The sequence below is a fragment of the Devosia ginsengisoli genome (assembly GCF_007859655.1).
Lineage (GTDB): Bacteria > Pseudomonadota > Alphaproteobacteria > Rhizobiales > Devosiaceae > Devosia > Devosia ginsengisoli.
Window position 1 is genome coordinate 2,580,369 of record NZ_CP042304.1, and the last position, 25,052, is coordinate 2,605,420.

The following is a 25,052-nucleotide window of genomic DNA, read 5'->3' on the forward strand; positions in this document are numbered from 1 at the left end:
CCATTGGGTACAGACCCGCTCGACGCAGCCGGAGCTGGCCAGGATCGAAGGATTGGCCTGGGCCGTGGCGGTCAACAGGCAGACGACGGCAAGTGCGGTGATGGATCGGATCATGGGGCCTCCTGTCTGCCCAGCATGACCCTGCCTGATCCGCCACGCGTCCATCATTTGAACGATGGCGGATCACATTTCGCGCCCGATCGCCCCCTTAGGCGGCGGGCGAAAAGTTCAGCGCCACGCCATTGATGCAGTAGCGCAGGCCCGTCGGCGGCGGGCCATCGGGGAAGACATGCCCCAGATGGCTGCCGCAGGTGGCGCAATGCACCTCGGTCCGCACCATGCCATAGCTCTTGTCCGTGGTCGTCTCCACCGAACCCGGCAGCGGGTCGTTGAAGCTCGGCCAGCCGGTGCCGCTTTCGAATTTCAGCGTCGACTGGAACAGCGGCGTATCGCAGCCGGCGCAGGCAAACGTGCCCTGCCTGTGCTCGTGCAGCAACGCGCAGGAACCGGGCCGTTCAGTCCCGTGATTGCGCATCACCTGATACTGTTCCGGCGTCAGCTTCGCGCGCCATTCGGCATCGGTATGGGTCACCTTGAAGGCGTGGGTGTCCATGGATTTACTCCCCTAAAGCGTTTCCAGCAAAAGTGGCGAACCGGTTTTGCGGTTCGGAAACGCGTCAAAACGTGTCGCACTGTTATTCGCAATCGATATAGGGTTGGTTACACCCTGCCCATACTGCGCGTCGCATCACTTCTGCCGATCGTATGCCAAAGGCCCGCCATGTCCATCGTTACCTCAGTCGAGCAGCTCGAAGCGCTCTACACGCCCGCTCCCGTCGCCGCCTCGACCACCAAGGTCGCCAACCGCATGACGCCGCATTACCGGCGCCTGATCGAAGCCAGCCCCTTCGTTGTCCTCGCCACGGTCGGCCCTGAAGGCGCGGATTGCTCGCCCCGCGGCGACCGGCCCGGCTTCGTGCGCATCCATGACGATGAAACCCTGATGATGCCCGACCGGCGCGGCAATAACCGTATCGATTCCCTGCGCAATATCGTGCGCGACCCGCGCTGCGCCTTCCTCTTCCTGCTGCCCGGCAGCGGCACCACCTTTCGCGCCCAGGGCCGGGCCCAGCTCAGCATAGACCCCGACCTGCTGGCCAGCTTCGCCGTCGACGACAAGCCGCCCCGTTCGGTCATCGTCATGCAGATCGACGAGCTCTATTTTCAATGCGCCCGCGCCATCGTCCGCTCCGAACTCTGGAATCCCGCCCGCCATATCGATCCGAAAACCCTGCCCACCCCCGGCGAAATCCTTGCCGCCATGACCGATAACCAGGTCGGCGGCCAGGCCTATGACCAGGCCTGGCCCGAGCGGGCAAAACAAACCATGTGGTAGCGACTACGCGGCCTTCAGGTCCGCCGCGTTTCGGCCGGCTCTCAGCGTCTGGGCATACCAGGCCAGTTCTTCCAGCATCGCATCGACCGTCGGCGCCAGATAGGGGTAGTCGGCGAAGTCCTTGCCGTCCATCAGCATGCCCTTGAAGGGCTCCATGTTGATATGCACCGCCCGGTTCAGCGGCACCATGCTCAGTTCCACCGCGATCAGCCGCAACTGCTCCACGGCTCGGGCGCCACCGACAGCACCATAGCCCACAAAGGCGGCCGGCTTGCGCGCCGGCTCGGCGAACACGAAGTCGAGCGCATTCTTGAGCACGCCCGATATTGAATGGTTGTATTCGGCGGTGACGAAGACATAGCCGTCGAGTTCGGCCAGCTTGCCCGCCCATTTCCTGGCTTCCGGCGTGTCGATGGGCGCAAAGCGCGGCGAACTGACCGCTTCAAAAAAGGGCAGCGGATAGTCGCGCAGGTCGACGATTTCGGTCTCGATATCATTGCGGCTGGCGGCCAGTTCGGCCACCCAGTGCGCCGCGCGCTCGCCGAAGCGGCCTTCGCGCGTGGTGGAAATGATGATGCCGATACGCGGTTTGCTCATGGTGTCAGTCTCTTTTATTAAGTGAGGATCGTTTCGAACGCTAGTCACTGAACGTAACCGACGCTATATTCGTGACTATCGACACGCCCGCAAGACGGCACTTTTTCCTCACCTGAGGCACCAGATGGAAACGCTACGCACCCGCACGAAACCACCCGAGACCTTCGCCGAATGCACCCGGGCGGCCGTGCCCATGATCCAGGTCCTCGGCCGGATCAGCGGAAAATGGTCGCTCTACATCATCATGGCGCTGCTGCGTGGTCCGATGCGGTTTTCCGAGCTGCAGCGCCATGTCGAGGGCATTTCCCAGAAAATGCTGACCCAGACGCTGCGGGAGCTGGAAGAAGATGGCATCGTGCACCGCACCGTGACGCCAATCATCCCGCCGCGCGTCGATTATGAACTCTCCGCAATGGGCCGCGAATTGCAGGCCCCGCTGGCCGCGATCAGCGACTGGACGGTCCGCAATGGCGAGCGCGTTGCCGACGCGCGCGAGCGTTACGCCGCGCGCCGCAACGCGGCCTGACCGGCCGTCACAGGCCTTTCATGCGCCGTCTCTAGGAAAACCACTCAACCCGTTCGAGAGGCAATGATGACCCTGAAATTCGTGGTGCTGAGCGACCTGCATGTCATGCCCGAGGGCGAATTGTCGGTCACGCTCGATACCGGCGCAAGGCTGGAACAGGCGGTCGAAGCCGTCATCGCCCGCTATGACCAGGTCGATTTCTGCGTGCTGGCCGGTGACCTGGCCGATCTGGGCCAGCCCGAAGCCTATCGGCGCCTGCAAGCCATCATCGCCCGCCTGCCCATTCCGGTGCATATCACCCTGGGCAATCACGATGACCGCGCCGCATTTCTCGAAATTTTCGGCAATGGTTTCGTTGCCGAGACCGGCAAGATCGACAAGGTCATCGATATCAAGGGCTATCGCATCATCCTGCTCGATTCTTCCGAAGCCGGCCGCGTCGATGGCGTGCTCACCGAAGCCCAGATTTCCTGGCTGCATGCCCGCCTGGCCGAGGCCATGCACCGGCCCGTCATCGTGATCCTCCATCACAATGCCAACGCCCTCCACATCGAATCGGACAATATCCGCATTCTCGAACCCGACGCGTTCATCGACGCGCTCAAGACCCATCCCGATATCCGCCAGGTCATTGCCGGCCATGTCCACCTGACCTCGACCGCCACCTGGCGCGGCCTGAACTTCACCACGCTGTCGGGCAACCACTATTCCTGCAGCGTCGACCAGCCCCACATCCCCATGCGCCGCCTCACCGGCCCCGGCCAACTCGCCTTCGTCATCGCCGACCACGACAGCACCACCGTCCTCTTCGACGACTATATCGACGGCAACGAAGAGATTTTCCTGGAAGACTGACGATCCCCCCGCAGGCACCATTTGCCCATATTTCGGGTCAGGCCGAGGCGAAAATGCCCGTTCCCGAGAACCGGCGCGCAGCGTGCGTTCGGCACGTGAGCACCGGAAGCGGAGGGAATGGGTATTTGCAGACCGGCATGGCCCGAAAGATGGGCGAATGGTGGGAGTAACAAGGATTGAACTTGTGACCCTTCGCGTGTGAAGCGAATGCTCTCCCGCTGAGCTATACTCCCGTCGCCATTGGCGAAGTCTGGTAGAGAGATGGTGGGCGTAACAAGGATCGAACTTGTGACCCCCTCGATGTCAACGAGGTGCTCTCCCGCTGAGCTATACGCCCATCTCTCCGGGATGGAAGAACCGCAAGGTCCGTCCAGTGGCGCGGATAGACCATAAAATGTTGGCGGGGGTCAAGAGGCTTCGACGCGGCCCGCAGGGACAAATTGCTCCTATGGAGCAATTTGAGCGAAGAAGGCCATGAGAGCGACGCTCGGATGGCGGGATCGTCGGATTGTTGAAAGGCGGCCTCAGTAGCCCTCATGGTGAGCCGGTCGAACCACGAGGGCGTGGTAACCGGGCCTCCACTCACCCGACCTCGTGGTTCGACAAGCTCACCATGAGGTCTCGGATACTAAGCCGCCAGCAGCCGCTCGACCTCGTTCACCAGGTCCTTCAAATGAAACGGCTTTGACAACACCGAGGCATCCTTGGGCGCGTCGCTGTCCGGGTTCAGCGCCACGGCGGCAAAGCCGGTGATGAACATCACCTTGAGATCAGGATCGAGCTCGGTGGCGCGCCGCGCCAGCTCGATCCCGTCCATCTCGGGCATCACGATATCGCTGAGCAGCAGCGAGAAGGGTTCCTCGCGCAGCCGCTCATAGGCCGAAAGCCCGTTATCGAACGACACGACCTCATAGCCCGCGTTCTTGAGCGCGCGCGTCAGGAACTGGCGCATGTCGTTATCGTCTTCCGCGAGCAGGATTCGCTTCATCAGGGGTCTCCGGGCATTCAACTTGCGCTGCCGGATCGCTCCATCCGGCGCGGACGCAGGGGCGCGACGCATGCCGCGCTGTGAGTCGGACTATATAGCGCGATGTTTAAGCGAAGTTTGAGGCCATGCAATCGCAACCCGTTCCTCTCAGGGCAATTTTGTCCCGCCAGCAATTTTGCGACAATCTGGACAAGCCGGGCGCAAAGGGCGACACTATAAGGGCAAATCAGTGCGGCGCCCCGCCAGGGCGCCTGTTTGGGGAGGCATCGTGCGGTCCGACTATTGGGATCAGCCGGCATTCGAAACCATCCGGCCCCGCCGGCTGGTCACACCTTTGGTGTTCAATTCGCCCCATTCCGGCCGCGTCTACCCCGAGCGCTTCCTCGCCATGACAAGGCTCGATCATCTCTCCATCCGCCAGTCGGAAGACGCCTGGGTCGACGAACTCTTCGCCCGCGCGCCCCATCTCGGCGCCCCCATGCTGCGCGCCCATTTCCCCCGCGCCTATCTCGACGTGAACCGCGAACCCTGGGAACTCGATCCCACCATGTTCGTCGAGCCGCTGTCCGAGCGCTTCAACACCACTTCGCCCCGCGTCGCTGCGGGTCTGGGCACGCTGGCCCGCGTCGTGGCCGAGAACAAGCCCATCTATCGCGACCGGCTGACGCTCGACGATGCCCGCATGCGCATCGAGGGCATCTATCACCCCTATCACGCCGCTTTGCAGAAGCTCCTGAGCGAAGCCATCGGCGCCTTCGGCATAGCCCTGCTGATCGATTGCCACTCCATGCCGCGCATTACCCGCTCCAACGACAAGGCGGCCCCCGATATCGTGCTGGGCGACCGTTACGGCACCACCTGCGCCCCCGGCCTGGTCGATCTGGCCGAAACCATCTTCGCCAGCGCCGGCCTCAAGGTCGCCCGCAACCGCCCCTATGCCGGGGGCTTCGCCACCCGCACCTATGGCCGCCCGCAACATGGCGTGCATGCCCTCCAGATCGAAATCAGCCGCCACCTCTACATGAACGAGGTCACCCTGGCCCGCAATGACGGCTTCGACGCCATCCGCGCCCTGGTCGAACGCCTGATCTTCGCCCTGATCGGCCTCGACCTGGTCTCGCTCGTCGGCAGCACCCCCGCCCTCACCGAGGAAGCGGCGGAATAGATTTCCTTGTTGGATACCCCCTCCCAACCTCCCCCTGATAGGGGGAGGAGCCGCACTGTGGCTGGAGCGATATAGTGCCAAATCCCCGATCTGTTCCTCCCCCTATCAGGGGAAGGCTAGGAGGGGTATCCAGAAAAGACTCACGTCCCCCGCACCACCCTGTGCTAGTTACGCCCATACCTCAGTAGACCTCATGGTGAGCCTGTCGAACCACGAGGTCGTGGCACGGACCCCGCCCATGACCCTCGATCTCGCCAAAATCGAAGCCACCCTCCTCGCCGCCGCCGAAGCCGCCGCCGCCCACACGCTGCCCCTCTTCCGCACCCCGCTGGCCATCGACAACAAGTTCACCGTGGGCTTCGATCCCGTCACCGAGGCCGATCGCGGTGCTGAAACTGTCATCCGCGCCGTCATCGCGGAAAACTTCCCCGATCACGCTATTATCGGCGAGGAATGGGGCAGCTCCGGCGACAGCGATTACACCTGGATCATCGACCCGGTGGACGGCACCCGCGCCTTCATTTCCGGCGCCCCCGTCTGGGGCACGCTGATCGGCTTCGCCCACAAGGGCGTGGCCATAGCCGGAATCATGAGCCAGCCCTTTATCGGCGAAACCTTCCTCGCCGTGCCCGGCCGCGCCACCTATCGCCGCGGCGACACCACCACGCCCATCCGCACCAGCGGCCAGACCGACCTGGCTCCCTCCCGCGTCTTCACCACCACGCCATCCCTGTTCAACACGCCCGAACTGGCCGGCAAATGGCGCGCCATCGAATCCGCCACCCGCCTGCAACGCTTCGGCATGGATTGCTACGGCTACGCCCTGCTCGCCGCCGGCCACGCCGACCTGGTGATCGAGCCCCACCTCAACACCTACGACATCGCCGCCCTGGTCCCCATCATCCGCGAAGCCGGCGGCGCCATCGCCTGCTGGGACGGCACCGAACCCACCGCCGGCGGCAATGTGGTGGCGGCGGCGACGCCCGAACTGCTGGAAAAAGCGCTGGCGCTGGTCAATGCGTCATAAGGCACTCACACCCTACCCCACCCACGATGTCACCCCGGCCTTGAGCCGGGGCCCATCCCGAGATTGCCCCGCCGCCGCAAGGTGGATCGAGCGACCACCGCACAAGGCCGAGCCATCTCAGGATGGATCCCCGCTTTCGCGGGGATGACATCGAGAGCCAATAGCCCTCATGGTGAGGTGCGAGCTCTTCGCGAGCCTCGAACCACGAGGGCGTGCCCCTAAGCACTTTGTTCCGTAATAAACGCATCGAACGCCGCAAACACCTGCCCGCGGATCGCATCGCTTTCCATGAACAGCTCATGCCGCGCCCCGGCGATCACCACGTGCCGCCCGGTGCGCAGGCGCAGGCCCAATTGCTCGATGGCCGGTGCCGACACCACCTCGTCCCGCGCCGCCGCCAGCATCAGCAGCGGCACGTTGATGCGCGCGGGAAAATTGTCCTCCGCCGCCTCGGCCATGGCCCCGAAAGCCGAGGCCGCCCAGCGCACCGTCGGCACGCCGATTTCCAGCTCCGGCCGTTCCCTGACCACATCCACCGAGCGCATATAGCGGATCATGTCCCCGGTCAGCGGATTGCCCGGAAAGCTCGCTTCCGACACCGGCTTGTCCGCCTTGCGCCCCACCGGCATTTGCCCCAGCCCCAAAAAGCTCAGCGCCTCGCAGACCCGCGCCATGCCCTTCATGCTCAATGGCTGCCGGTCCAGCGCCACCATGGGCGCCGACAAAAACACCCGGTCGAACATCATCCGGTCATTGATCCCGGCAAAGAGCGACGCCAGCCCGCCCATGGAATGCCCCACGAGATAATAGGGCGGCGGACAGTCCGGCAGCAGGATTTCCCCGTGAAAGCTCCGCAAATCCGTCCAGTAATCCTCGAACCGGTCGACATAGCCCAGTTTGCGATTGCCGATCAGCCGGTCCGACCCGCCCTGCCCGCGCCAGTCGAATGTGGCCACGGCAAAGCCGCGCCGGCGGAAATCGGCCACGGTCTCGAAATATTTCTCGATGAATTCGGTGCGCCCCTGCACCAGGCAGATCGTCCCCCGATGCGCCCCCTCCGATTTCGGCCAGGTCGCATAGCGCAGCTGCACATTGTCAGCCGTCTTGAAAAAGCCCACGCGCCCGCCCTCCGGCATGGGGTTGGACGGGATATTGACGAGATCAGGTCCATTGGGATTGACGACGGCGTTCATGGGCACTTCCGCGCAAGAGGTGACCTGTCTTAGCCCAAACAGCTTGAAAAAAGGAAAACCGGCATCTCTTGCGAGATACCGGCTTCCTTGTTGCGGCCCATGCGGGGGGCGGGTGATGGGCCGCATTGGGGTTGTGACGAGGTCTCCCTCAACACATGCCCCCTTCTAGCCGCCCCAGCCTGAACTCGACCGGACTGCGCCGTTCATATTCGGTTCATCTTTTGGCAGGGGTCCGCACCACACCCACCGCGCGTCACCCTCGGGCTTGACCCGAGGGCTCTACACTTGCCCGGCGCTCCGCAAGTAGAGACCCCTCGGGTCAAGCCCGAGGGTGACGATCTGTGATGGACTAGGTCAGCCGTAGTGCAATCAGCACCCTTGAACCCCAAAATCCGCCCCCCATATTTCAATCGTTCGCCGGACTATCCGGGAACCCCGACCTCGCAATCGTCAGCTCGCCTGCAACAGGGAGCCCTGATCGAGACCACCGGGACATCCACGTTGCTCACAGGAGAATGTGACCATGCAGACCATCGATTTTTCCCCCTTCTATCGTTCGACCGTCGGCTTTGACCGCGTCTTCAACCGTCTCGACACCCTTGTCGGGCAGGAAGCCAAAACCTACCCGCCCTACAATATCGAGCGCACCGGCGATGATGCCTACCGCATCTCGATCGCCGTCGCCGGCTTTGCCAATGGCGACATCGCCATCGAGACCAAGGAGAACAACCTGGTCGTGAAGGGCGCCAAGCCCGCCGAGAGCGGCGACAAATCCCGTGAATTCCTCCATCGCGGCATTGCCGAGCGCGCCTTCGAGCTGCGCTTCCAGCTTGCCGACTATGTCGAGGTTCAGGGCGCCAGCCTCGAAAACGGCTTGCTGCACCTGGAACTGAAGCGCGAACTGCCCGAAAGCAAGAAGCCGCGTTCCATCCAGATCAGCGCCGGCACCCAGCCGACCATCGAGGACAAGTCGGTCAACTAAGGCCGGTTTCTCCTTCACGATAGAGGGCGCAGTCCGCAAGGACTGCGCCTTTTTATTGGGATACCCCCTCCCAACCTCCCCCTGATAGGGGGAGGAGCAGATCGAGCTTGGGGCACAACCTCGCCACATCCACCGGCCGGATTCCTCCCCCTGTCAGGGGGAGGCTAGGAGGGGGTACCCACCTTCAAGCAAACAGCCCCACAAACGGAACCTCCACCCAGCCCGCAAGTTGTGTCCCCAGACCACCAGCGTCAAAGGACTCCCCCCATGAAAACCCCCTCCATCGCCCTCAAATCCAATGCCAAATCGGCAGTCATCGATATCCTGAATGCGCGGCTGGCCGATGCCATCGATCTGGCGCTCATCACCAAGCAGGCGCATTGGAACCTCAAGGGCCCCAATTTCATCGCCGTGCACGAAATGCTCGATCCCATGCGCACGGCCATCGACACCCATGTCGACACCATCGCCGAGCGCGTGGCCCAGCTCGACGGCATTGCCCTGGGCACCAGCCAGGTCGTCGCCAAGGCAACCGCCCTCGCCCCCTACCCCACCGATATCCGCAAGGTCGCCGACCATCTCGCCGCGCTGGCCGACCGCTTTTCTACCCTGGCCAACCAGGTCCGCGAAGATATCGACGCCACCGACGAAGCCGGCGATGCCGACGCCGCCGACATCCTCACCGCCTTCTCGCGCGAACTCGACAAGGACCTCTGGTTCATCAAGTCCCACCTCGAATAGCGCGGTTATCTCGGACTTCTATGGCACCCACCGGCCCACCCTCTCCCCTCGTGGGAGAGGGTGGAAATCCGCGTTCAGCGGATTTCCGGGTGAGGGGGTCTGCGCTCCCCCTATGCTTCAATGTCTGCGAATCCCTTGGCGCCCCCTCATCCACCCTTCGGGCACCTTCTCCCACAGGGGGAGAAGGGAAGAGTGGGGTGATTCACGCGCACAGAACTAAAGCCTCTTTCACCCACCTGAACGTCCCGTTCACGCGCTAGTCAGTGCATCCCTCCCAGTCTTGCGCTATATTCGATCCGCGCTCTGAGAGACTTGCCATGTCCTTGCCTCTTCCTCGCCTACGCCCTGCCTGCCTCATTCTGTCCGCCGCTATTCTCGCCGCCATGCCGGCCGCCCGCGCCGCCGATTTTCTCGCCACCGATACCTGGCCCATGGCTGATGCACAGCAGGCCTTGGCCGACGAGCTCGGCACCGCCCTGGTCCACGACATCACCATCGATACCGACAGCATCTCCATCACCGCCGATCACGCCGCCGATCCCGAACAGACCACCGATTATTCCTGGGACGGCGCCAGCGTGCGCCCTGGCATGAGCATGCCCAATTTCGCCGCCCTGGGCATGGGCGACACCAGGCCCTTTCCCCTTGCCGACCTGCCGCTCGATCGCCTGCCCCAGGTCAAGCGCGCGGCCATCGCCGCTTTTGCCCTGTCCGGAGCCCAGATCACCGAGATCGAAGGCACCATGCCGACCACCCGCACCAGCAAGAAGCTCGTTCCCCTCTGGGAAGTGCATTTTGCCCAGCCCGGTGGTGAAGCGGGCTCGGTCCTGCTGACGGGCAATGCCCAGGTCGTCGATATCCTCCTGCCCGCCACCCAGCAGGCCGAGGCCGGCCCCTGGCTCGCCCCCGCCACCGTAGCGGGCACGCTGGCCCGCCTCGGCGCGGAATTCGGCCCCAATGCGCGCTATGCCGAAATCCTGATCGATGACAGCAAGGCGCTGGTGCAGATGGAAGACCCGCGCAGTCCCGGCCAGATCGTCGAGATCTATGTCAACGCCGATTCCATAACGCGCCACGACTCCATGATGAACATGCCCAACCCTTTCGCCGCCTCGCTGGAGCGGGCCTTCACCCTGTCCGACATTGCCGCGCTCGATGCCGACGGGCTAGCCGACCTGGAACAGCGCACCCTCGAGCGCATGGGCATGCCCGGCATGAGCGTCTTCCGCTACACCATCTCCCGCTCCGTCCTGTTCATGACACCGGAGGATGATCGCCTCGTCGTCGAAGTGCGCGCCGAACTGTCCGACGGCTGGACCGGCGGCCGCGTCGCTTATGACATGGCGGGCAACGAGGTCGATGTGGTCACGCCCTGACCCACGGCTTGCCCCCGCCCTCTCGATCCGCCAAGCTGGCTCGGCATCCAGGGAGCCCGGCCATGGCCAAGTTCGCCGACAATTTCGAAGGCTGGTATAAATATGCCGAGCGCGCCGCCGGCCGTCCGCCGCGGCCGCTGCTGGTCGAGGCCGTCACCCTTGCATCCGGCCGCGACGCCGCGCTCGATATCGGTGCCGGCGCCCTCAACGACACTATCCACCTGCTCGGCGCTGGCTTCGCCCATGTCACTGCACTCGATGGCGAACCTATCGCGCAGCAGATCGCCGATACGCTCCCCGCCGACCGCTTCAGCTATGTCATTTCCCGCTTCGAGGATTTCCCCTTTCCGCCAGCGACCTATGACCTACTCAACGCGCAATATGCCCTGCCCTTCATCCGGCCCGACCAGTTCGACCGGGTCTTTGCCGCCATGCTCGCTTCGCTGAAGCCCGGCGCCCTATTCACCGGCCAGCTCTTCGGCGACCGCGACGACTGGGCCGGCACACCGAGCATGACCTTCCACACCCGCGCCGCCGCCGAAGCTCTCCTCGCCCCGCTGACCCTGCTCAGCTTCCGCGAAGAAGACGATCCCGACAGCCAGACCCTCAACGGCACCGCCAAGCACTGGCACCTCTACCACTTCCTCGCCCGCCGCGACTGACTCGGGGCTTTTTCACGACTCAACTCCCCATAAAGTCCTACACGCACCTCAATCCAGAATAGGCAAACCAATCGAAATCCCGCCCAAAATAGGGATTTTGCTCAAAAACTATTCATAATGCCTGCTTTTTAAGCGAAGTAGCCAATTTCACCGCCAGAACTCCTACAAATCCTATAGCGAAATATCGCCTTTCCTATAGATTTTTCACAAAGTCCAGCTTTGGCGCTTGCTCGCAGTTTTGAATTATGCAAATGTGCCGGCGTTAGGGCAGCACGACTGTCCTATCTGACGCGTCGCCCCGCTCTCCGCGGCCAGCGCGCACGCTGGTCCGGCTGGCCCGCTATGCCATTAGCGGAAACGGATAGGCGGGACTAATATAGTCCGAATTTCGAGTGGCCATTTGGATGCAGCGCCACTCCCCACGCATGGACGCGTTTGCGCTTCCGAGCCGTACTGTATAGTACGACCCGCCTGAACAATGCGCCCACAGAGGAACCAACGCATCCAGCCCGCCGCACGCCGGCACCATCAGGATGCACACGACATAGCGACAGCGCCCGGCAACGGGCACGACCCAACGAGTGAGGAACAAGCCATGGCACACGCGCGGAACGGATCCCAGAACCCCGTCACGACGAAGACCGCCACAGCCAAAACCTTGATTCTGAACGGTCGCCGCGTCGCCCCGTCAGGCCGTCCCGCCGCACAGGGCCTCTACGATCCGGCCAACGAGCACGATGCCTGCGGCATCGGCATGATCGCCAATATCAAGAACAGGCCCAGCCACGAAGTGGTCGAGAAGGGTCTCGAAATCCTCGAGAACCTCGAACACCGCGGTGCCGTGGGCGCCGACCCGCTGATGGGCGACGGCGCCGGCATCCTGGTGCAGACCCCGCATGCCTTTTTCAAGAAGGTCCTGCCCTTCGCTTTGCCGGAAAAGCACCACTATGCCGTGGCGCAACTGTTCTATCCCAACACGCCGGGCCTGCGCGACCGCGTGGCCGCGGTGGTCCGTTCCTGCCTTGAGCGCGAAGGCCTGACCCTGCTCGGCGAGCGCGTCGTGCCCACCGATAACAGCAAGCTGAGCGAAGGCGTTATCGCCACCCAGCCTGTTATCGAGCAGATGGTCATCGCCCGCCCCGAAGGCCTCACGCTCGACGAATTCGAGCGCCGCCTGCTCATCACGCGCAAGGTCATTTCCAACACCGTCTATCGGGACGTCCCGGAATCCGACAGCGACAACGGCTTCTATGTCGTCTCCCTCTCGGCCCGCACCATCGTCTACAAGGGCATGTTCCTGGCCTACCAGCTCGGCCCCTTCTATCCCGATCTCGGTGACCCCGATTTCGAGAGCGCCATCGCTTTGGTGCACCAGCGCTTCTCGACCAACACCTTCCCCTCCTGGAAGCTGGCCCATCCCTACCGCATGACCACCCACAATGGTGAAATCAACACCATCCGCGGCAACGTTAACTGGATGGCCGCCCGCCAGGCCTCGGTCTCCTCGCCGCTGTTCGGCGACGACATCACCAAGATCTGGCCCATCTCCTATGAAGGCCAGTCCGACACCGCCTGCTTCGACAACGCGCTCGAATTCCTCGTGCGCGGTGGCTATTCGCTGCCCCATGCGGCCATGATGCTGATCCCCGAAGCCTGGGCCGGCAATCCGCTGATGGATGAGCAGCGCCGCGCCTTCTACGAATATCACGCTGCCCTGATGGAGCCGTGGGACGGCCCCGCCGCCATGTCGCTGTCGGACGGCCGCTATGTCGTCGCCACGCTTGACCGCAACGGCCTGCGCCCCGCCCGTTACCTCGTGACCAAGGAAGGCCACGTCGTCCTCGCCTCGGAATCCGGCGTGCTCGACATTCCCGACGAGGACATTGTCGAGCGCTGGCGCCTGCAGCCCGGCCGCATGCTGCTGCTCGACCTCGAAGAAGGCCGCATCATCTCCGACGAGGAGATCAAGCGGACCCTCGCCACCAGTAACCCCTATGCCGAATGGCTCGCCCGCAGCCAGATCGTGCTCGAAGACCTGCCGGCCGTGCCGCCCAAGGCCCCCGAGCCCACGGATGCGCTGCTCGATCGCATGCAGGCCTTCGGCTATACCCAGGAAGACATCAAGCTGCTGATGACGCCCATGGCCACGACCGGCCAGGAAGCCGTCGGCTCCATGGGCACCGATACGCCCATTTCCGCCCTGAGCCAGAAGTCCAAGCTCCTCTACACCTATTTCAAGCAGAACTTCGCCCAGGTCACCAATCCGCCCATCGACCCGATCCGCGAGGAATCGGTCATGAGCCTAGTCAGCTTCATCGGCCCGCGCCCCAACATCTTCGATCTCGAAGGCGTCTCCCGCGAAAAGCGCCTCGAAGTGCGCCAGCCCATTCTCACCAACGAGGATCTCGAAAAGATCCGCGCCATCGGTGACATGGCGGACAACCAGTTCAAGACCAGGACCATCGACATCACCTACCCCGCCGATATGGGTGCGGCAGGCATGGAAGCGGCCATCGATGCCATCTGCCAGGAGGCCGAGGCGGCCGTCCGGGGCGAATACAACATCATCATCCTGTCCGACCGGCGCATCGCCGCTGACCGGCTGGATATCCCGACCCTGCTGGCGCTGGCCGCCGTGCATCACCACCTGATCCGCAAGGGTCTGCGCACCTCGACGGGCCTGGTCATGGAAACCGGCGAAGCCCGCGAAATGCACCATTTCGCCATGCTGGCCGGCTATGGCGCCGAAGCCGTCAATCCCTACCTGGCCTTCGAAGTGCTCTCCGCGCTCCATGCCGAGGGCGAATTCCCCGACGAGGTGGATGCGTCCGAAGTCGTGCATCGCTACATCAAGTCGGTCGGCAAGGGCCTGCTCAAGGTCATGTCCAAGATGGGCATCTCGACCTACCAGTCCTATTGCGGCGCCCAGATTTTCGACGCCGTTGGCCTCAGCACGGAATTCGTCAACAAGTACTTCTTCGGCACTGCCACCACCATCGAGGGCGTCGGCCTCAAGGAAGTGTCCCAGGAAACCGTGCGCCGCCATGCTTTGGCCTTCGGCGACGACGCCGTCTTGCGCAAGGCGCTCGATGTGGGTGGGGAATATGCCTATCGCATCCGCGGCGAAAAGCACGCCTGGAGCCCCGATGCCGTGGCCGATCTCCAGCATGCCGTACGCACCAAGGCCGAAAATGCCGAAACCGCGCAGGACCGCTACAACAGCTTCGCCGCCCGGGTGAATTCCGGCGAAAACGGCTATCTGGCCATCCGCAACCTCTTCGACATCCGCCCCCTCGGCGAGCCCGTGCCGATCGAGGAAGTCGAGCCGGCGGTCGACATCGTCCGCCGCTTCGTCACCGGCGCCATGAGCTTCGGCTCGATTTCGCGCGAAGCCCACACCACCCTCGCCCAGGCGATGAACCGCATTGGCGGCAAGTCCAACACCGGCGAGGGCGGCGAGGAGCCCGATCGTTACAAGCCCCTGCCCGATGGCTCGCGCAATCCCATGCGCTCGGCCATCAAGCAGATCGCCTCCGGCCGCTTCGGCGTCACCACCGAATATCTGGTCAATGCGGACCAGCTCCAGATCAAGGTCGCGCAGGGTGCCAAGCCCGGCGAGGGCGGCCAATTGCCCGGCCACAAGGTCGACTGGATCGTCGCCAAGACGCGCCATTCCACGCCCGGCGTGGGCCTGATCAGCCCACCGCCGCATCACGACATCTATTCCATCGAAGACCTCGCCCAGCTCATCTACGACCTCAAGAACGTCAATGAGCAGGCCGATATCTCGGTCAAGCTGGTGTCCGAAGTCGGCGTCGGCACGGTTGCGGCAGGCGTGGCCAAGGCCCGCGCCGATCACATCACCGTCTCCGGCTATGATGGCGGCACGGGCGCTTCGCCCCTGACCTCGCTCAAGCATGCCGGCGGCCCCTGGGAAATCGGCCTGGCCGAAACCCACCAGACCCTGGTGCTGAACCGCCTGCGCTCGCGCGTCGTCCTCCAGGTCGATGGCGGCCTCAAGACCGGCCGTGACGTGCTGATCGGCGCCCTGCTCGGCGCCGACGAATTCGGCTTCTCCACCGCACCGCTGATCGCGGCCGGCTGCATCATGATGCGCAAGTGCCACCTCAACACCTGCCCGGTTGGCGTCGCCACCCAGGACCCGGTTTTGCGCAAGCGCTTCAAGGGCACGCCCGAGCACGTCATCAACTACTTCTTCTTCATCGCCGAAGAGCTGCGCGGCCTCATGGCATCTATGGGTGCCCGCAACCTGCGCGACCTCATCGGCCGCTCGGACCTGCTCGACCAGAAGCACCTCGCCGAATATTGGAAGAGCGAAGGCATCGACTTCACCAAGCTCTTCCACAAGCCCGAAGCACTTGGCGGCGACACGCTCTATCACTCCGAGAGCCAGGACCATCACCTCGAAGCCGTGCTCGATCGCCAGCTGATCACCCTGGCCGAGCCCGCCTTGACGCGCGGCCAGCCCGTGCAGATCGAGCTGCCCATCCGCAGCCGCGACCGCTCAACCGGTGCCATGCTGTCCGGCGCCGTGGCCAAGGCGTATGGCCATGAGGGCCTGCCCGAGGACACGATCTCGATCAAGCTGACTGGCACGGCCGGCCAGGCCTTCGGTGCCTTCCTCGCCCGCGGCATTTCCATCGACATGGTGGGCGACGCCAACGACTATGTCGGCAAAGGCCTCAGCGGCGGCCGCATCGTCGTGCGTCCCTCCGACAAGGTGAGCTTCGAACCCTCCAAGTCCATCATCGTCGGCAATACCGTGCTCTACGGCGCCATATCGGGCGAATGCTACTTCCGCGGCATCGCCGGCGAGCGCTTCGCCGTGCGCAATTCCGGCGCCATCGCCGTTGTCGAAGGCACCGGCGATCACGGCTGCGAATACATGACCGGCGGTGTCGTCGTCGTCATCGGCCCCACCGGCCGCAACTTTGCCGCCGGCATGTCCGGCGGCGTCGCCTACGTCCTCGACGAAGACGAAACCTTCCGCCAGCGCTGCAACCTGGCCATGGTCGATCTCGAACCCGTCGCCGAGGAAGAAGCGCTCATGCAGCAGCTCCACCATCACGGCGGAGACCTCGAATGGCATGGCCGGGTCGATATCTCCGGCGACATGACCAAGCACGACGACGAGCGCCTGCACCAACTCATCTCCAACCACCTGCACTATACCGGCTCGGACCGCGCCAAGTTCATCCTCGACCACTGGGTCGAGATGCGCCCCAAATTCGTCAAGGTGATGCCGGTCGAATACCGCCGCGCCATCAAGGAGATGGAAAAGAAGCGGGCATCCGGCATGGGCATGGCGGCTGCGGAATGATGATGACCCGCAGCACTCGGTGGCACCACCTTGCCACTTCCACCACGCCCACCCTCCCCCTTGAGGGGAGGGTAGCGCAGTTAGGCCCGCAGGGCCGTAGCGCAGCTAGGGAGGGGGTAACTCCCACCCACCGTACCAACGACACCAATTCCAGGGAGCAAAGCCATGGGTAAGGTAACAGGCTTTCTCGAAATCGAGCGCGAAGAGCCCCGCTATGAGCCGGCCTCCGACCGCATCCGCCATTTCGGCGAATTCACCATTCCGATGAGCGAAGGCCGCATCATCGATCAGGCAGCGCGCTGCATGGATTGCGGCGTGCCCTTCTGCCACGGCGATACCGGTTGCCCGGTCAACAACCAGATCCCGGACTGGAACGACCTCGTCTATAACGGCGACTGGGAGGAGGCTGCGCGGAACCTCCACTCCACCAACAACTTCCCCGAATTCACCGGCCGCATCTGCCCCGCCCCCTGCGAGGAAGCCTGCACGCTGAACCTGGAAGACGAGCCCGTCGCCATCAAGACGGTGGAACAGGCCATTGCCGACCGCGCCATTCGCAATGGCTGGATCAAGCCGCAAATATCAGCCGACAAGACTGGCAAGTCCGTCGCCATTATCGGCTCCGGCCCCGCAGGCATGGCCGCTGCCCAGCAGCTCGCCCGCGCCGGCCATGACGTCCATGTCTATGAGCGCGAGCCCCGGGCCGGCGGCCTGATGCGCTACGGCATTCCGGACTTCAAGATGGAAAAGGAGCATATCGACTTCCGCGTCACCCAGATGGAAGCCGAAGGCGTCACCTTCCACTTTAACGAAAATATCGGCGTCACCCGCCCGCTCTCCGACCTGCAGTCCCGGCACGACGCCGTCCTGCTCTGCGGCGGCTCGGAAAAGCCGCGGGACGTGGAGTCCGAAGGCACCGAGCTCAATGGCGTCCACTTCGCCATGCCCTTCCTCGTGCAGCAGAACCGCCGCAGCGGCGGCGAGGATGTGTCGAACGAAGTTCAGCTCACCGCAGCCGGCAAGCATGTCGTCGTGGTCGGCGGCGGCGATACTGCCAGCGACTGCGTCGGCACCAGCTTCCGCCAGGGCGCCATCGCCGTCACCCAGCTCGACGTGCGCCCCATGCCGCCCGAACTGGAAAACAAGCTGACCAACTGGCCCAACTGGGCGGTCAAGATGCGGACGTCTTCCTCGCAAGCCGAGGGGGCCATCCGCGAATTCGCCGCCGGCACGATGAAGATCATCGGCAATGCCAAGGGTCAGGTTACCGGCGTCGAATGCGCCCGCGTCGACCGCAAGCGCCAGCCCATTCCCGGCACCGAATTCATCATCAAGGCCGACATCGTCCTCCTCGCCATCGGCTTCGCCCATCCCATCCACGAGGGCATGCTGACCGAGCTGGGCGCCCAGTTCGACAAGCGCGGCAATCTCTTTGCCGATACGATGAGCTACAAGACCACGGTCCCCAAGGTCTACGCCGCTGGCGACATGCGCCGCGGCCAGTCCCTCGTCGTCTGGGCCATCCGCGAAGGCCGCCAGGCCGCCCGCTCCATCGACTACGACCTGATGGGCAAGACCGACCTGCCGCGCTAGGAACGCAGGGCACGATCGCGCCACGACTACCGCACGGATCCCTCCCCCTATCAGGGGGAGGTTAGGAGGGGGTATCCCCCGCAGGAATCATTCACGCTTCCGCCCCGTCGATGCTAACAGTCTGTTAGCGTATTCGACCCCTCTGCTAACCGGAATCGCGCATGACCCAGAAGCCTTACACCGTCGATGAACTGATCTCGGCCAAGGCCATCGCCGCCCGCGTTGAAGCTCTCGCCCGCGAGATTTCCGCCCATTATGCCGATACCGACAAGCTGGTCGTCGTCGGCCTGTTGCGGGGCTCCTTCATCTTCATCGCCGACCTGGTGCGCGAGCTCGACCTGCCGGTCGAGGTCGATTTCCTCGAAGCCTCCTCTTACGGAAATTCCACCGAATCCAGCCGGGAAGTGCGCATTCTCAAGGACCTGCGCGGCGAGATCGCCGGCCGCGACGTGCTTGTCGTCGAAGACATCGTCGATACCGGCTACACCCTCAAGCACGTCCTCGAAATCCTCGAGACCCGCCATCCCCGTCGCATGGAAGTCTGCGCCTTGCTCAACAAGCCGAGCCGCCGCGAAACCGACGTCACCGCCCGCTGGGTCGGCTTCGACATCCCCGACAAATTCGTCGTCGGCTACGGCATCGACTACGCCCAGCGCAACCGCAACCTCCCCCATATCGGCGCCGTCCGCTTCACCGATTGAACCCGGTCGCATGAGGTAGTTGTCACGCCCACCAGCCGTCACCCTCGGGCTTGACCCGAGGCTCTTCACTTACCGCTCTCTCCGCAAGTGCAGGCCCCTTGGGTCAAGGCCGAGGGTGAACCGGAAATTGAGCGAGAAGCAAAAAACTTATCCCCACCGGCAATGGCAGCGGCATAATGGCGTCCGACGCGGATCAACGTCCGCCGTCATTCTCCGCCGCACCGGCCGCCGGATCGACCCCCACGCCGAACGCATCGACCCGCCCCACCGGCGCCGTCACCAGTTGCTCGAGTGTGAAGGGCGCCGTGGCTGGCACACTCGCCGCCGTCACCAGGTCGGTGGCCCGCGCCGGCACCCGGCTGATCGGGATCACGGCGCCTGCCACTTCCAGCAGCCGAGCCGCCCCCAGGCCCTGATAGGGCGGCCGCAACATCGCCGCCGCATCGGTGCCCAGCAGCGGATCGGCCACCGCCATGGTCACCCCGCCGCCACGATAGAACGCCCTGATGGTCTGGCTCAGATAGAAGGCCAGCTTGTCCGAACCGGCCGAGGAAAAGTGGATGCCGTCATCCTTACGCATGCGGGCATTCTGCCCGTTCACGTCAGGCCCATAGGACGAATATTTGCCGTCCTCGCCCAGAAATCTCTCATAGATATCAAGGAACTCCGCGCCGCCCGAGAAGCTGGCGAGCCGCTGGATATTGCTGATCTGGCTGATCGCGGCCGAATATTCGCTCTTGGACATCGGCGGCAGTCCCACCCAGATAACAGGCTTGCGCGCCGCCCGCAGCTTGCCGAGAAAATCGGTAATCCGGCCCTGATAGGCGGCAGTCCATTGCTCGCTCAGTGGCGCAAAGCTCCCCCCACCCGTTGTGATCTCCTGCCGGTCATTGATGCCGATGATCACCACCGCCAGGTCGAAACTATCAGCCGCGATCTGCTCGGTAATCGCCTTGTCCCAGTCGAAATAGTCGAACCGCACGAAGCCCGACGAGCTGACGCCCTGATTGACCACGACCAGGTTGGGGTCTTCCGCGTAGAACCGCTCCAACGCCTTGCTGAGGTCGATAGCCAGCGAATCCCCGAACACGGCCAGCCGCGTGGCGTCGGCCGCCTTTTCCACCTGCGGCTTGGGCGGCGGCAAGGCCGCAGCAGGGGCAGCCGCTGCCGGGCGCGGCGCCTGCTGCACCGGGGCTGGCGCCGGTTCCGGTTCGCCGAACAGCAGATCGAACAGTGTCCGCCGCCGCTGCTCCTGCGCCACGATGATCGTGCCGTCGCTCTGGGCAAAAACCGGCGCCACGTCGATGAAGACGAGCATGCCGACCAGCAATGCAACCACGAGGCGGATCATTCCAACCCTCTAGCAAAACCGCTAAGGCAACGCCATCGGCGTCCCCGTGATGTTACCGCGCGGCCGCGGCCAGCGCCTCATACGAAGCCCGCGTGATGAAGCCATCGGCCACCTGCCCCTGGCTCGCCTGGAAGCGGGCATAGGCCTCCTGGCTGATCGGCCCCAGCCGCCCGTCGACGATCCCGTCGTAGAGCCCCAGCCGCGACAAAGCCTGCTGGATCGCCTGCCGCTGCGCCAGGTCGGGAAAGACGGTATTGCGCGGCCAGTCATCGACAAAGGCCCCGCCGCCCTTCAGCCGGTCGGTCATATGCGCCACGCTCATGGCGTAGCTGTCGGAGAAATTGTAGCCCTTGAGCATCAGGTAATTCTGCGTCATCAGGAATTTGGGCCCGTCCTTGCCCGCAGGAACATAGAGGAAAACCGGCAGGTTGAGGTCGGCAAACTGCCGCCCCGCCACCCGCGCAATGCCCCGCTCGGCAAAGAACGACACTGGCCGCAATTCCGTCCGCGTCGCCAGCAGGTAATCGAACCCCTCGGGCACCACCACTTCCATGCCCCAGTCCACGCCCGGCTGATAGCCAAGCGCCCGCAGGAACCGCGCGCTGGTCGCCAGCGCATCACCCAGCGAATGGTGCAGGTCCACCCGCCCGTCGCCATCCCCATCCGTGCCATGCGCCATGACATTGGACGGATTGACCTGCAGATGCCCTATGGCCCCGGCCCAGGAGCCGACCAGCGATTGCGCATCGAGCGGCCCCTTCTGCACTAGCAGCAAGGCCGCGATGAGGTCCGCCTCATCCTCCACCAGTCGCGTCCGCCGCTGATGCACCAGCGTCGCCAGAGAGCGCACGATCGGCCGTATTAGCCCATCATTGCCAAGCACCGCGCCATAATCGGTCTCCATGCCCCAGATGGCGCCCAAGATATAGGGATCGACGCCATAGCTCTGGCCCACCGCGGTAAACAGCGCCGAATTGCGGGCAATCGCCGCCTTGCCGCGCTCGATACGGCCGGATGTGACGCGGCCCTCGATATAGTCCCAGACCGGCGTGGTGAATTCGGGCTGCGTCGTCACCAGGTCCGGCACGCGCGTATCGGGGGTCAGCCCGCCCATGGCCGCATCATAGACCGCCCCGCTCACCCCCGCGGCCAATGCCTTGCTGCGGAAATTGGTGATGAAACTGTCAAAGCTCTCAACGGGTTGGCCAACGGCCGGAGCGGCGAGCAGAACGAAGAAGAGCGCAATCAGCCGCTTCATGCCCTGCCCCTCCGCTTACCGGTTCCGCGTCATCAGGTGGCGTTCCCACCAATAGGCCGATTCAACGATTTCCTGGAGGTCGTCATGCTGCGGCACCCAGCCCAGCAGCTTCCGCACCTTCTCGCCGGTCGCGGTGATCGAGGCCGGATCGCCCGCCCGCCGTGGCCCTTCATCGGCCCGGAAATCGACACCCGACACCGACCGCACGGTCTCCACCACCTGCCGCACCGAATAACCCTGCCCATAGGCGCAGTTGAGCGTCGTGCTCTCCCCGCCGCCGCGCAAATGCTTGAGCAGCAGCGCATGGGCGGCGATCAGGTCGGTGACATGGATATAGTCGCGAATGCAGGTGCCATCGGGCGTTTCGTAGTCGGTGCCGAAAATATCCATCTTCTCGCGCTGCCCGAGCGCCGTCTGGCAGGCCACCTTGATCAGATGGGTAGCAAGCGGTGTCGATTGCCCGCTGCGCTTGCCCGGATCGGCCCCGGCCACGTTGAAATAGCGCAGCACGCCATAGGTCATGGGATGGGCCGCCGCGACATCGGCCAGCATCCATTCGGTCATCAGCTTGGACCGGCCATAGGGCGACATCGGATTGAGCGGCGTGGTCTCGACCACAGGCGCCAGCCCGGTCATGCCATAGACGGCGGCGGTCGACGAAAAGATGAAATGCTTCACCCCACCCTTGATCGCGGCCTCGATCAGGTTGCGCGAAGTGGCGGTGTTGTTGCCGTAATATTTCAGCGGATCGGTGACCGACTCGGGCACCACGATGGAGCCGGCAAAATGCACGATTTCGGTAATGCCATGCTTGTCGATCAGCCCGCGCACATGGTCGATATCGCCGGCATTGCCGGGCTCGAAAATGGCGCGCCCATCCACGGCCCAGTCGAATCCGGTCACCAGATTGTCGAGCACGACGACCTTTTCGCCCGCATCGGTCAGGTTCAGCACCATATGGCTGCCGATATAGCCCGCGCCGCCGGTTACCAGAACCGCCATGGATTAACTCCGTATTTCAACCGCTTATTCGCCTTGATGATATTCTAGACAGATTGAGATAGTTTTACGTCCGATCCCAGAATGGAGTGCATGATTTGCCCAAGCGCGTCAGAACGGCTGTGTTTCCCGTCGCCGGTCTCGGAACCCGGTTCCTCCCGGCCACCAAGGCCCTGCCCAAGGAAATGCTGACCGTGGTCGATCGCCCCCTGATCCAGTATGCGGTCGATGAGGCGCGCGAAGCGGGAATCGAGCATTTCGTCTTCGTCACCGGCCGCAACAAGGGCGTGATCGAGGACCACTTCGACCGCCAGTTCGAGCTGGAAACCACGCTCGAAAGCCGCGGCAAGACCCAGGCGCTCGACGAATTGCGCAAGGACCTGCCATCAGCTGGCCGCACCAGCTTCACCCGGCAGCAGGAGCCGCTCGGCCTCGGCCATGCCGTGTGGTGCGCCCGCGACATCGTGGGCGACAGCCCCTTCGCCCTGCTGCTGCCCGACATGCTGTTCAAGGGCGAGCCGGGCGTGCTGAAGCAGATGATGGACGCTTATGAAGAAACCGGCGGCAATGTCATCGCCGTCGAGGAAGTGCCCGAAAGCGAGGTCTCGTCCTATGGCGTGATCAAGCGCGGCGAAGGCGCCGACAACAGCTTCGAAGTCACCGACATGGTGGAAAAGCCCAAGCGCGAAGAGGCTCCGTCCAACCTCATCATTTCCGGCCGCTACATCTTGCAGCCCGAAATCTTCGGCCTGCTGGCCAATCAGCAGCGCGGCGCCGGCGGGGAAATCCAGCTGACCGACGCCATGCAGACCCTGATGCACAACCAGCGCTTCACCGGCGTCAAATATGCCGGCCAGAGCTTCGATTGCGGCTCCAAGATCGGCTTCCTCACCGCCAATGTCGTCTATGCACTGGACCGCGACGACATCCGCGACGGCTTCGTCAGGGAACTGCGCAAGCTGGACCTGGAAGACCACCTCTAGCGGGTTAGCGTAATCCCGACGGTCACCCGATGCGCGTCCTGCACCCCATTGGTGCTGCTTTCGGAGTGATCATAGCCGTAATCGGCCGAAACGGCGGTGTGGGCGTTGACCTTGTAGTCGGCGCCCGCCCCCAGCCCATAGCCGGTCTCGGTATTGGCGCTGCCGGCAAAGCGCGCGCTGTTCCAGTCGGCGAGCGCCCGCAGCGCCAGCCAGGAATTGACTGTATAGGCGACCTCGGCATTGGCCGCATAATCCACCCGCGCCGTGCCGCCGGCATTGGGACCGGGCGGGGCTACGGTCGTCCCAAAGTCTGCCGTCATGCGCCAGGTCGGATCGGGCGTGAAGCTGACCTGGGCGCCATAAAGCTGGGTCACCACCTCGTCGAGCCCGGCCGCATCAAAGCGCCGCAAGCCGACGCCGGTCGATGCCGTGACTTCCAGAATGTCGTTCCAGCGACCGGTCACCCCGCCTTCGAGCGTGATGTCGGTGGCATTGGGATAGGCCAGCAGCGCTGCCGAAGGCCGGTCGAAAATATCGCGCCCGAGCCCGGCCCGCCCAAACACTTCGAAGATGGGCGTCGCCTGGAAACCGACGCGCAAAGCGGAATCAAGCGCCCAGTAATTCTGGTCCGAATTGTCGATCACCGCGCCCGTGGTCAGCGTCGTTTCGCCATAGATATTGCGCTGCGCCGCCCCGGTCGCCCCGACATTGAACTTGCCGAATTGCCTGGTAATGCCGGCATCGAACCCACCGCTGGTCGTCTGCGGGGCAATGGCGATATTGTCGGCCAGACCCGGCGTGCCCGGCGTGGCGCGGGTCAGTGACAGGTTGCCATTGGCCGTCAGCCGCGTGACGCTGTCGAGATCGTAGCCGGTTTGCAGGCCGAGCCGCAGCGCGCCGACATCGACCTTGCCATCGCCGCTGGGCCGCACGATTTCCGCACTGGCATCGAAATTGACCGCCGAGCGGCTGCCGATATGCTCGAGCCCGACCGCGGGCACGACCAGGATATCGAAGCGCTCGCCTGAAGTGGACTTGGCGTAGCTGCCGCGCAACGCCACCGACCAATCCACATCGAAGAACGGGTCATAGGGCTCGCGCAGCCAGTCGCTATTGGCCAGCACCGGATCGGCCGGATAGTCATTGGGCAACAGCCGCTCATTGTCGGTGCCCGACCCATCGCCTTCCGCCTGCGCCAGAGCAGGCACGGCAAGGCACAGCGCGCAGAGCGCCGTGGCGCCTGCAAGTCCCGCTGTCTGCCGCCACCACAAGGGCAAGATGCTCTCCGCCAACCAAAATCGGCCCGCGACGCACCGCC

General features: G+C 63.8%; 21 protein-coding genes and 2 tRNA genes. 13 read left to right on the plus strand and 10 right to left on the minus strand.

Annotated elements, in window-relative coordinates:
- Positions 1–208 precede the first annotated feature (208 nt).
- The gene (gene msrB, locus FPZ08_RS12600) at positions 209–613 is read right to left on the minus strand and encodes a peptide-methionine (R)-S-oxide reductase MsrB (RefSeq protein WP_146290346.1); all 405 of its coding nucleotides are present in this window, start codon (positions 611–613) and stop codon (positions 209–211) included.
- Between the two features lie 168 nt (positions 614–781).
- Here msrB and FPZ08_RS12605 point away from each other — a divergent pair, with 168 nt between their 5' ends.
- Entirely contained in the window at positions 782–1,396 is a 615-nt protein-coding gene (locus FPZ08_RS12605) for a pyridoxamine 5'-phosphate oxidase family protein (RefSeq protein WP_146290347.1), read from the plus strand.
- 3 nt (positions 1,397–1,399) lie between these two features.
- On the opposite strand, the gene FPZ08_RS12610 is transcribed toward FPZ08_RS12605, so the two are convergent.
- Positions 1,400–1,993 (minus strand): NADPH-dependent FMN reductase, encoded by a 594-nt coding sequence (locus FPZ08_RS12610; RefSeq protein ID WP_146290348.1) that lies wholly within the window; start codon positions 1,991–1,993, stop codon positions 1,400–1,402.
- A 124-nt stretch (positions 1,994–2,117) separates the two neighbouring features.
- Between FPZ08_RS12610 and FPZ08_RS12615 the strand changes: the two genes are divergently transcribed.
- On the plus strand, positions 2,118–2,519 hold the full coding sequence (locus FPZ08_RS12615) for a winged helix-turn-helix transcriptional regulator (protein ID WP_146290349.1): 402 nt from the start codon (positions 2,118–2,120) through the stop codon (positions 2,517–2,519).
- A 66-nt stretch (positions 2,520–2,585) separates the two neighbouring features.
- Complete coding sequence (locus FPZ08_RS12620) at positions 2,586–3,374, plus strand: metallophosphoesterase (protein ID WP_186766978.1); 789 nt, start codon at positions 2,586–2,588, stop codon at positions 3,372–3,374.
- 158 nt (positions 3,375–3,532) lie between these two features.
- On the opposite strand, the gene FPZ08_RS12625 is transcribed toward FPZ08_RS12620, so the two are convergent.
- The 3 genes from FPZ08_RS12625 to cpdR form a co-directional block, all read right to left on the minus strand.
- A tRNA-Val gene (locus FPZ08_RS12625) sits at positions 3,533–3,607 on the minus strand.
- A 29-nt stretch (positions 3,608–3,636) separates the two neighbouring features.
- Positions 3,637–3,711: transfer RNA gene (locus FPZ08_RS12630), tRNA-Val, on the minus strand.
- Positions 3,712–4,002: 291 nt separating this feature from the next.
- The gene (cpdR, locus tag FPZ08_RS12635; protein WP_046105558.1) at positions 4,003–4,362 is read right to left on the minus strand and encodes a cell cycle two-component system response regulator CpdR; all 360 of its coding nucleotides are present in this window, start codon (positions 4,360–4,362) and stop codon (positions 4,003–4,005) included.
- A gap of 268 nt (positions 4,363–4,630) precedes the next feature.
- On the opposite strand from cpdR, the gene FPZ08_RS12640 reads away from it, so the two are divergent.
- Both FPZ08_RS12640 and hisN read left to right on the plus strand, forming a co-directional pair.
- Positions 4,631–5,527, plus strand: coding sequence for an N-formylglutamate amidohydrolase (locus FPZ08_RS12640; protein WP_246132645.1), 897 nt, complete (start codon positions 4,631–4,633; stop codon positions 5,525–5,527).
- A 238-nt stretch (positions 5,528–5,765) separates the two neighbouring features.
- Positions 5,766–6,554 carry a histidinol-phosphatase gene (gene hisN, locus FPZ08_RS12645; protein ID WP_146290352.1) on the plus strand — a complete coding sequence of 263 codons (789 nt, stop codon included), beginning with the start codon at positions 5,766–5,768 and terminating at the stop codon, positions 6,552–6,554.
- Between the two features lie 218 nt (positions 6,555–6,772).
- On the opposite strand, the gene FPZ08_RS12650 is transcribed toward hisN, so the two are convergent.
- On the minus strand, positions 6,773–7,747 hold the full coding sequence (locus tag FPZ08_RS12650; RefSeq protein ID WP_186766979.1) for an alpha/beta fold hydrolase: 975 nt from the start codon (positions 7,745–7,747) through the stop codon (positions 6,773–6,775).
- A gap of 523 nt (positions 7,748–8,270) precedes the next feature.
- Here FPZ08_RS12650 and FPZ08_RS12655 point away from each other — a divergent pair.
- The 7 genes from FPZ08_RS12655 to hpt all read left to right on the plus strand — a co-directional run bounded on the left by FPZ08_RS12655 (position 8,271) and on the right by hpt (position 19,143).
- A complete protein-coding gene (locus tag FPZ08_RS12655) occupies positions 8,271–8,729 on the plus strand; it encodes an Hsp20 family protein (RefSeq protein WP_146290354.1) in 459 nt (152 codons plus the stop codon).
- A 267-nt stretch (positions 8,730–8,996) separates the two neighbouring features.
- Positions 8,997–9,470, plus strand: a complete 474-nt coding sequence (gene dps / locus FPZ08_RS12660) for a DNA starvation/stationary phase protection protein Dps (protein ID WP_146290355.1) — start codon at positions 8,997–8,999, stop codon at positions 9,468–9,470.
- Positions 9,471–9,787: 317 nt separating this feature from the next.
- Positions 9,788–10,846, plus strand: a complete 1,059-nt coding sequence (locus tag FPZ08_RS12665) for a hypothetical protein (protein WP_146290356.1) — start codon at positions 9,788–9,790, stop codon at positions 10,844–10,846.
- 62 nt (positions 10,847–10,908) lie between these two features.
- Positions 10,909–11,508, plus strand: a complete 600-nt coding sequence (locus tag FPZ08_RS12670; RefSeq protein WP_146290357.1) for a class I SAM-dependent methyltransferase — start codon at positions 10,909–10,911, stop codon at positions 11,506–11,508.
- 595 nt (positions 11,509–12,103) lie between these two features.
- The gene (gene gltB / locus FPZ08_RS12675; protein WP_146290358.1) at positions 12,104–16,849 is read left to right on the plus strand and encodes a glutamate synthase large subunit; all 4,746 of its coding nucleotides are present in this window, start codon (positions 12,104–12,106) and stop codon (positions 16,847–16,849) included.
- Between the two features lie 165 nt (positions 16,850–17,014).
- Entirely contained in the window at positions 17,015–18,442 is a 1,428-nt protein-coding gene (locus FPZ08_RS12680) for a glutamate synthase subunit beta (RefSeq protein ID WP_146290359.1), read from the plus strand.
- A 161-nt stretch (positions 18,443–18,603) separates the two neighbouring features.
- A complete protein-coding gene (hpt, locus tag FPZ08_RS12685; protein WP_146290360.1) occupies positions 18,604–19,143 on the plus strand; it encodes a hypoxanthine phosphoribosyltransferase in 540 nt (179 codons plus the stop codon).
- 193 nt (positions 19,144–19,336) lie between these two features.
- Here hpt and FPZ08_RS12690 read toward each other — a convergent pair whose 3' ends face one another.
- The 3 genes from FPZ08_RS12690 to galE are packed head-to-tail and all read right to left on the minus strand — an operon-like array spanning position 19,337 to position 22,754.
- Positions 19,337–20,494 carry an SGNH/GDSL hydrolase family protein gene (locus tag FPZ08_RS12690; RefSeq protein WP_146290361.1) on the minus strand — a complete coding sequence of 386 codons (1,158 nt, stop codon included), beginning with the start codon at positions 20,492–20,494 and terminating at the stop codon, positions 19,337–19,339.
- Positions 20,495–20,546: 52 nt separating this feature from the next.
- Complete coding sequence (locus FPZ08_RS12695; protein ID WP_146290362.1) at positions 20,547–21,752, minus strand: lytic murein transglycosylase; 1,206 nt, start codon at positions 21,750–21,752, stop codon at positions 20,547–20,549.
- Between the two features lie 15 nt (positions 21,753–21,767).
- Positions 21,768–22,754: a UDP-glucose 4-epimerase GalE gene (galE, locus tag FPZ08_RS12700; protein ID WP_146290363.1), complete on the minus strand. Its 987-nt coding sequence runs from the start codon at positions 22,752–22,754 to the stop codon at positions 21,768–21,770.
- A gap of 95 nt (positions 22,755–22,849) precedes the next feature.
- On the opposite strand from galE, the gene galU reads away from it, so the two are divergent.
- On the plus strand, positions 22,850–23,734 hold the full coding sequence (gene galU, locus FPZ08_RS12705) for a UTP--glucose-1-phosphate uridylyltransferase GalU (protein ID WP_146290364.1): 885 nt from the start codon (positions 22,850–22,852) through the stop codon (positions 23,732–23,734).
- On the opposite strand, the gene FPZ08_RS12710 is transcribed toward galU, so the two are convergent.
- Complete coding sequence (locus FPZ08_RS12710; RefSeq protein WP_186766980.1) at positions 23,731–25,011, minus strand: outer membrane beta-barrel protein; 1,281 nt, start codon at positions 25,009–25,011, stop codon at positions 23,731–23,733. The two genes, galU and FPZ08_RS12710, sit on opposite strands and share 4 nt — an antisense overlap.
- Between the last annotated feature and the right edge of the window lie 41 nt (positions 25,012–25,052).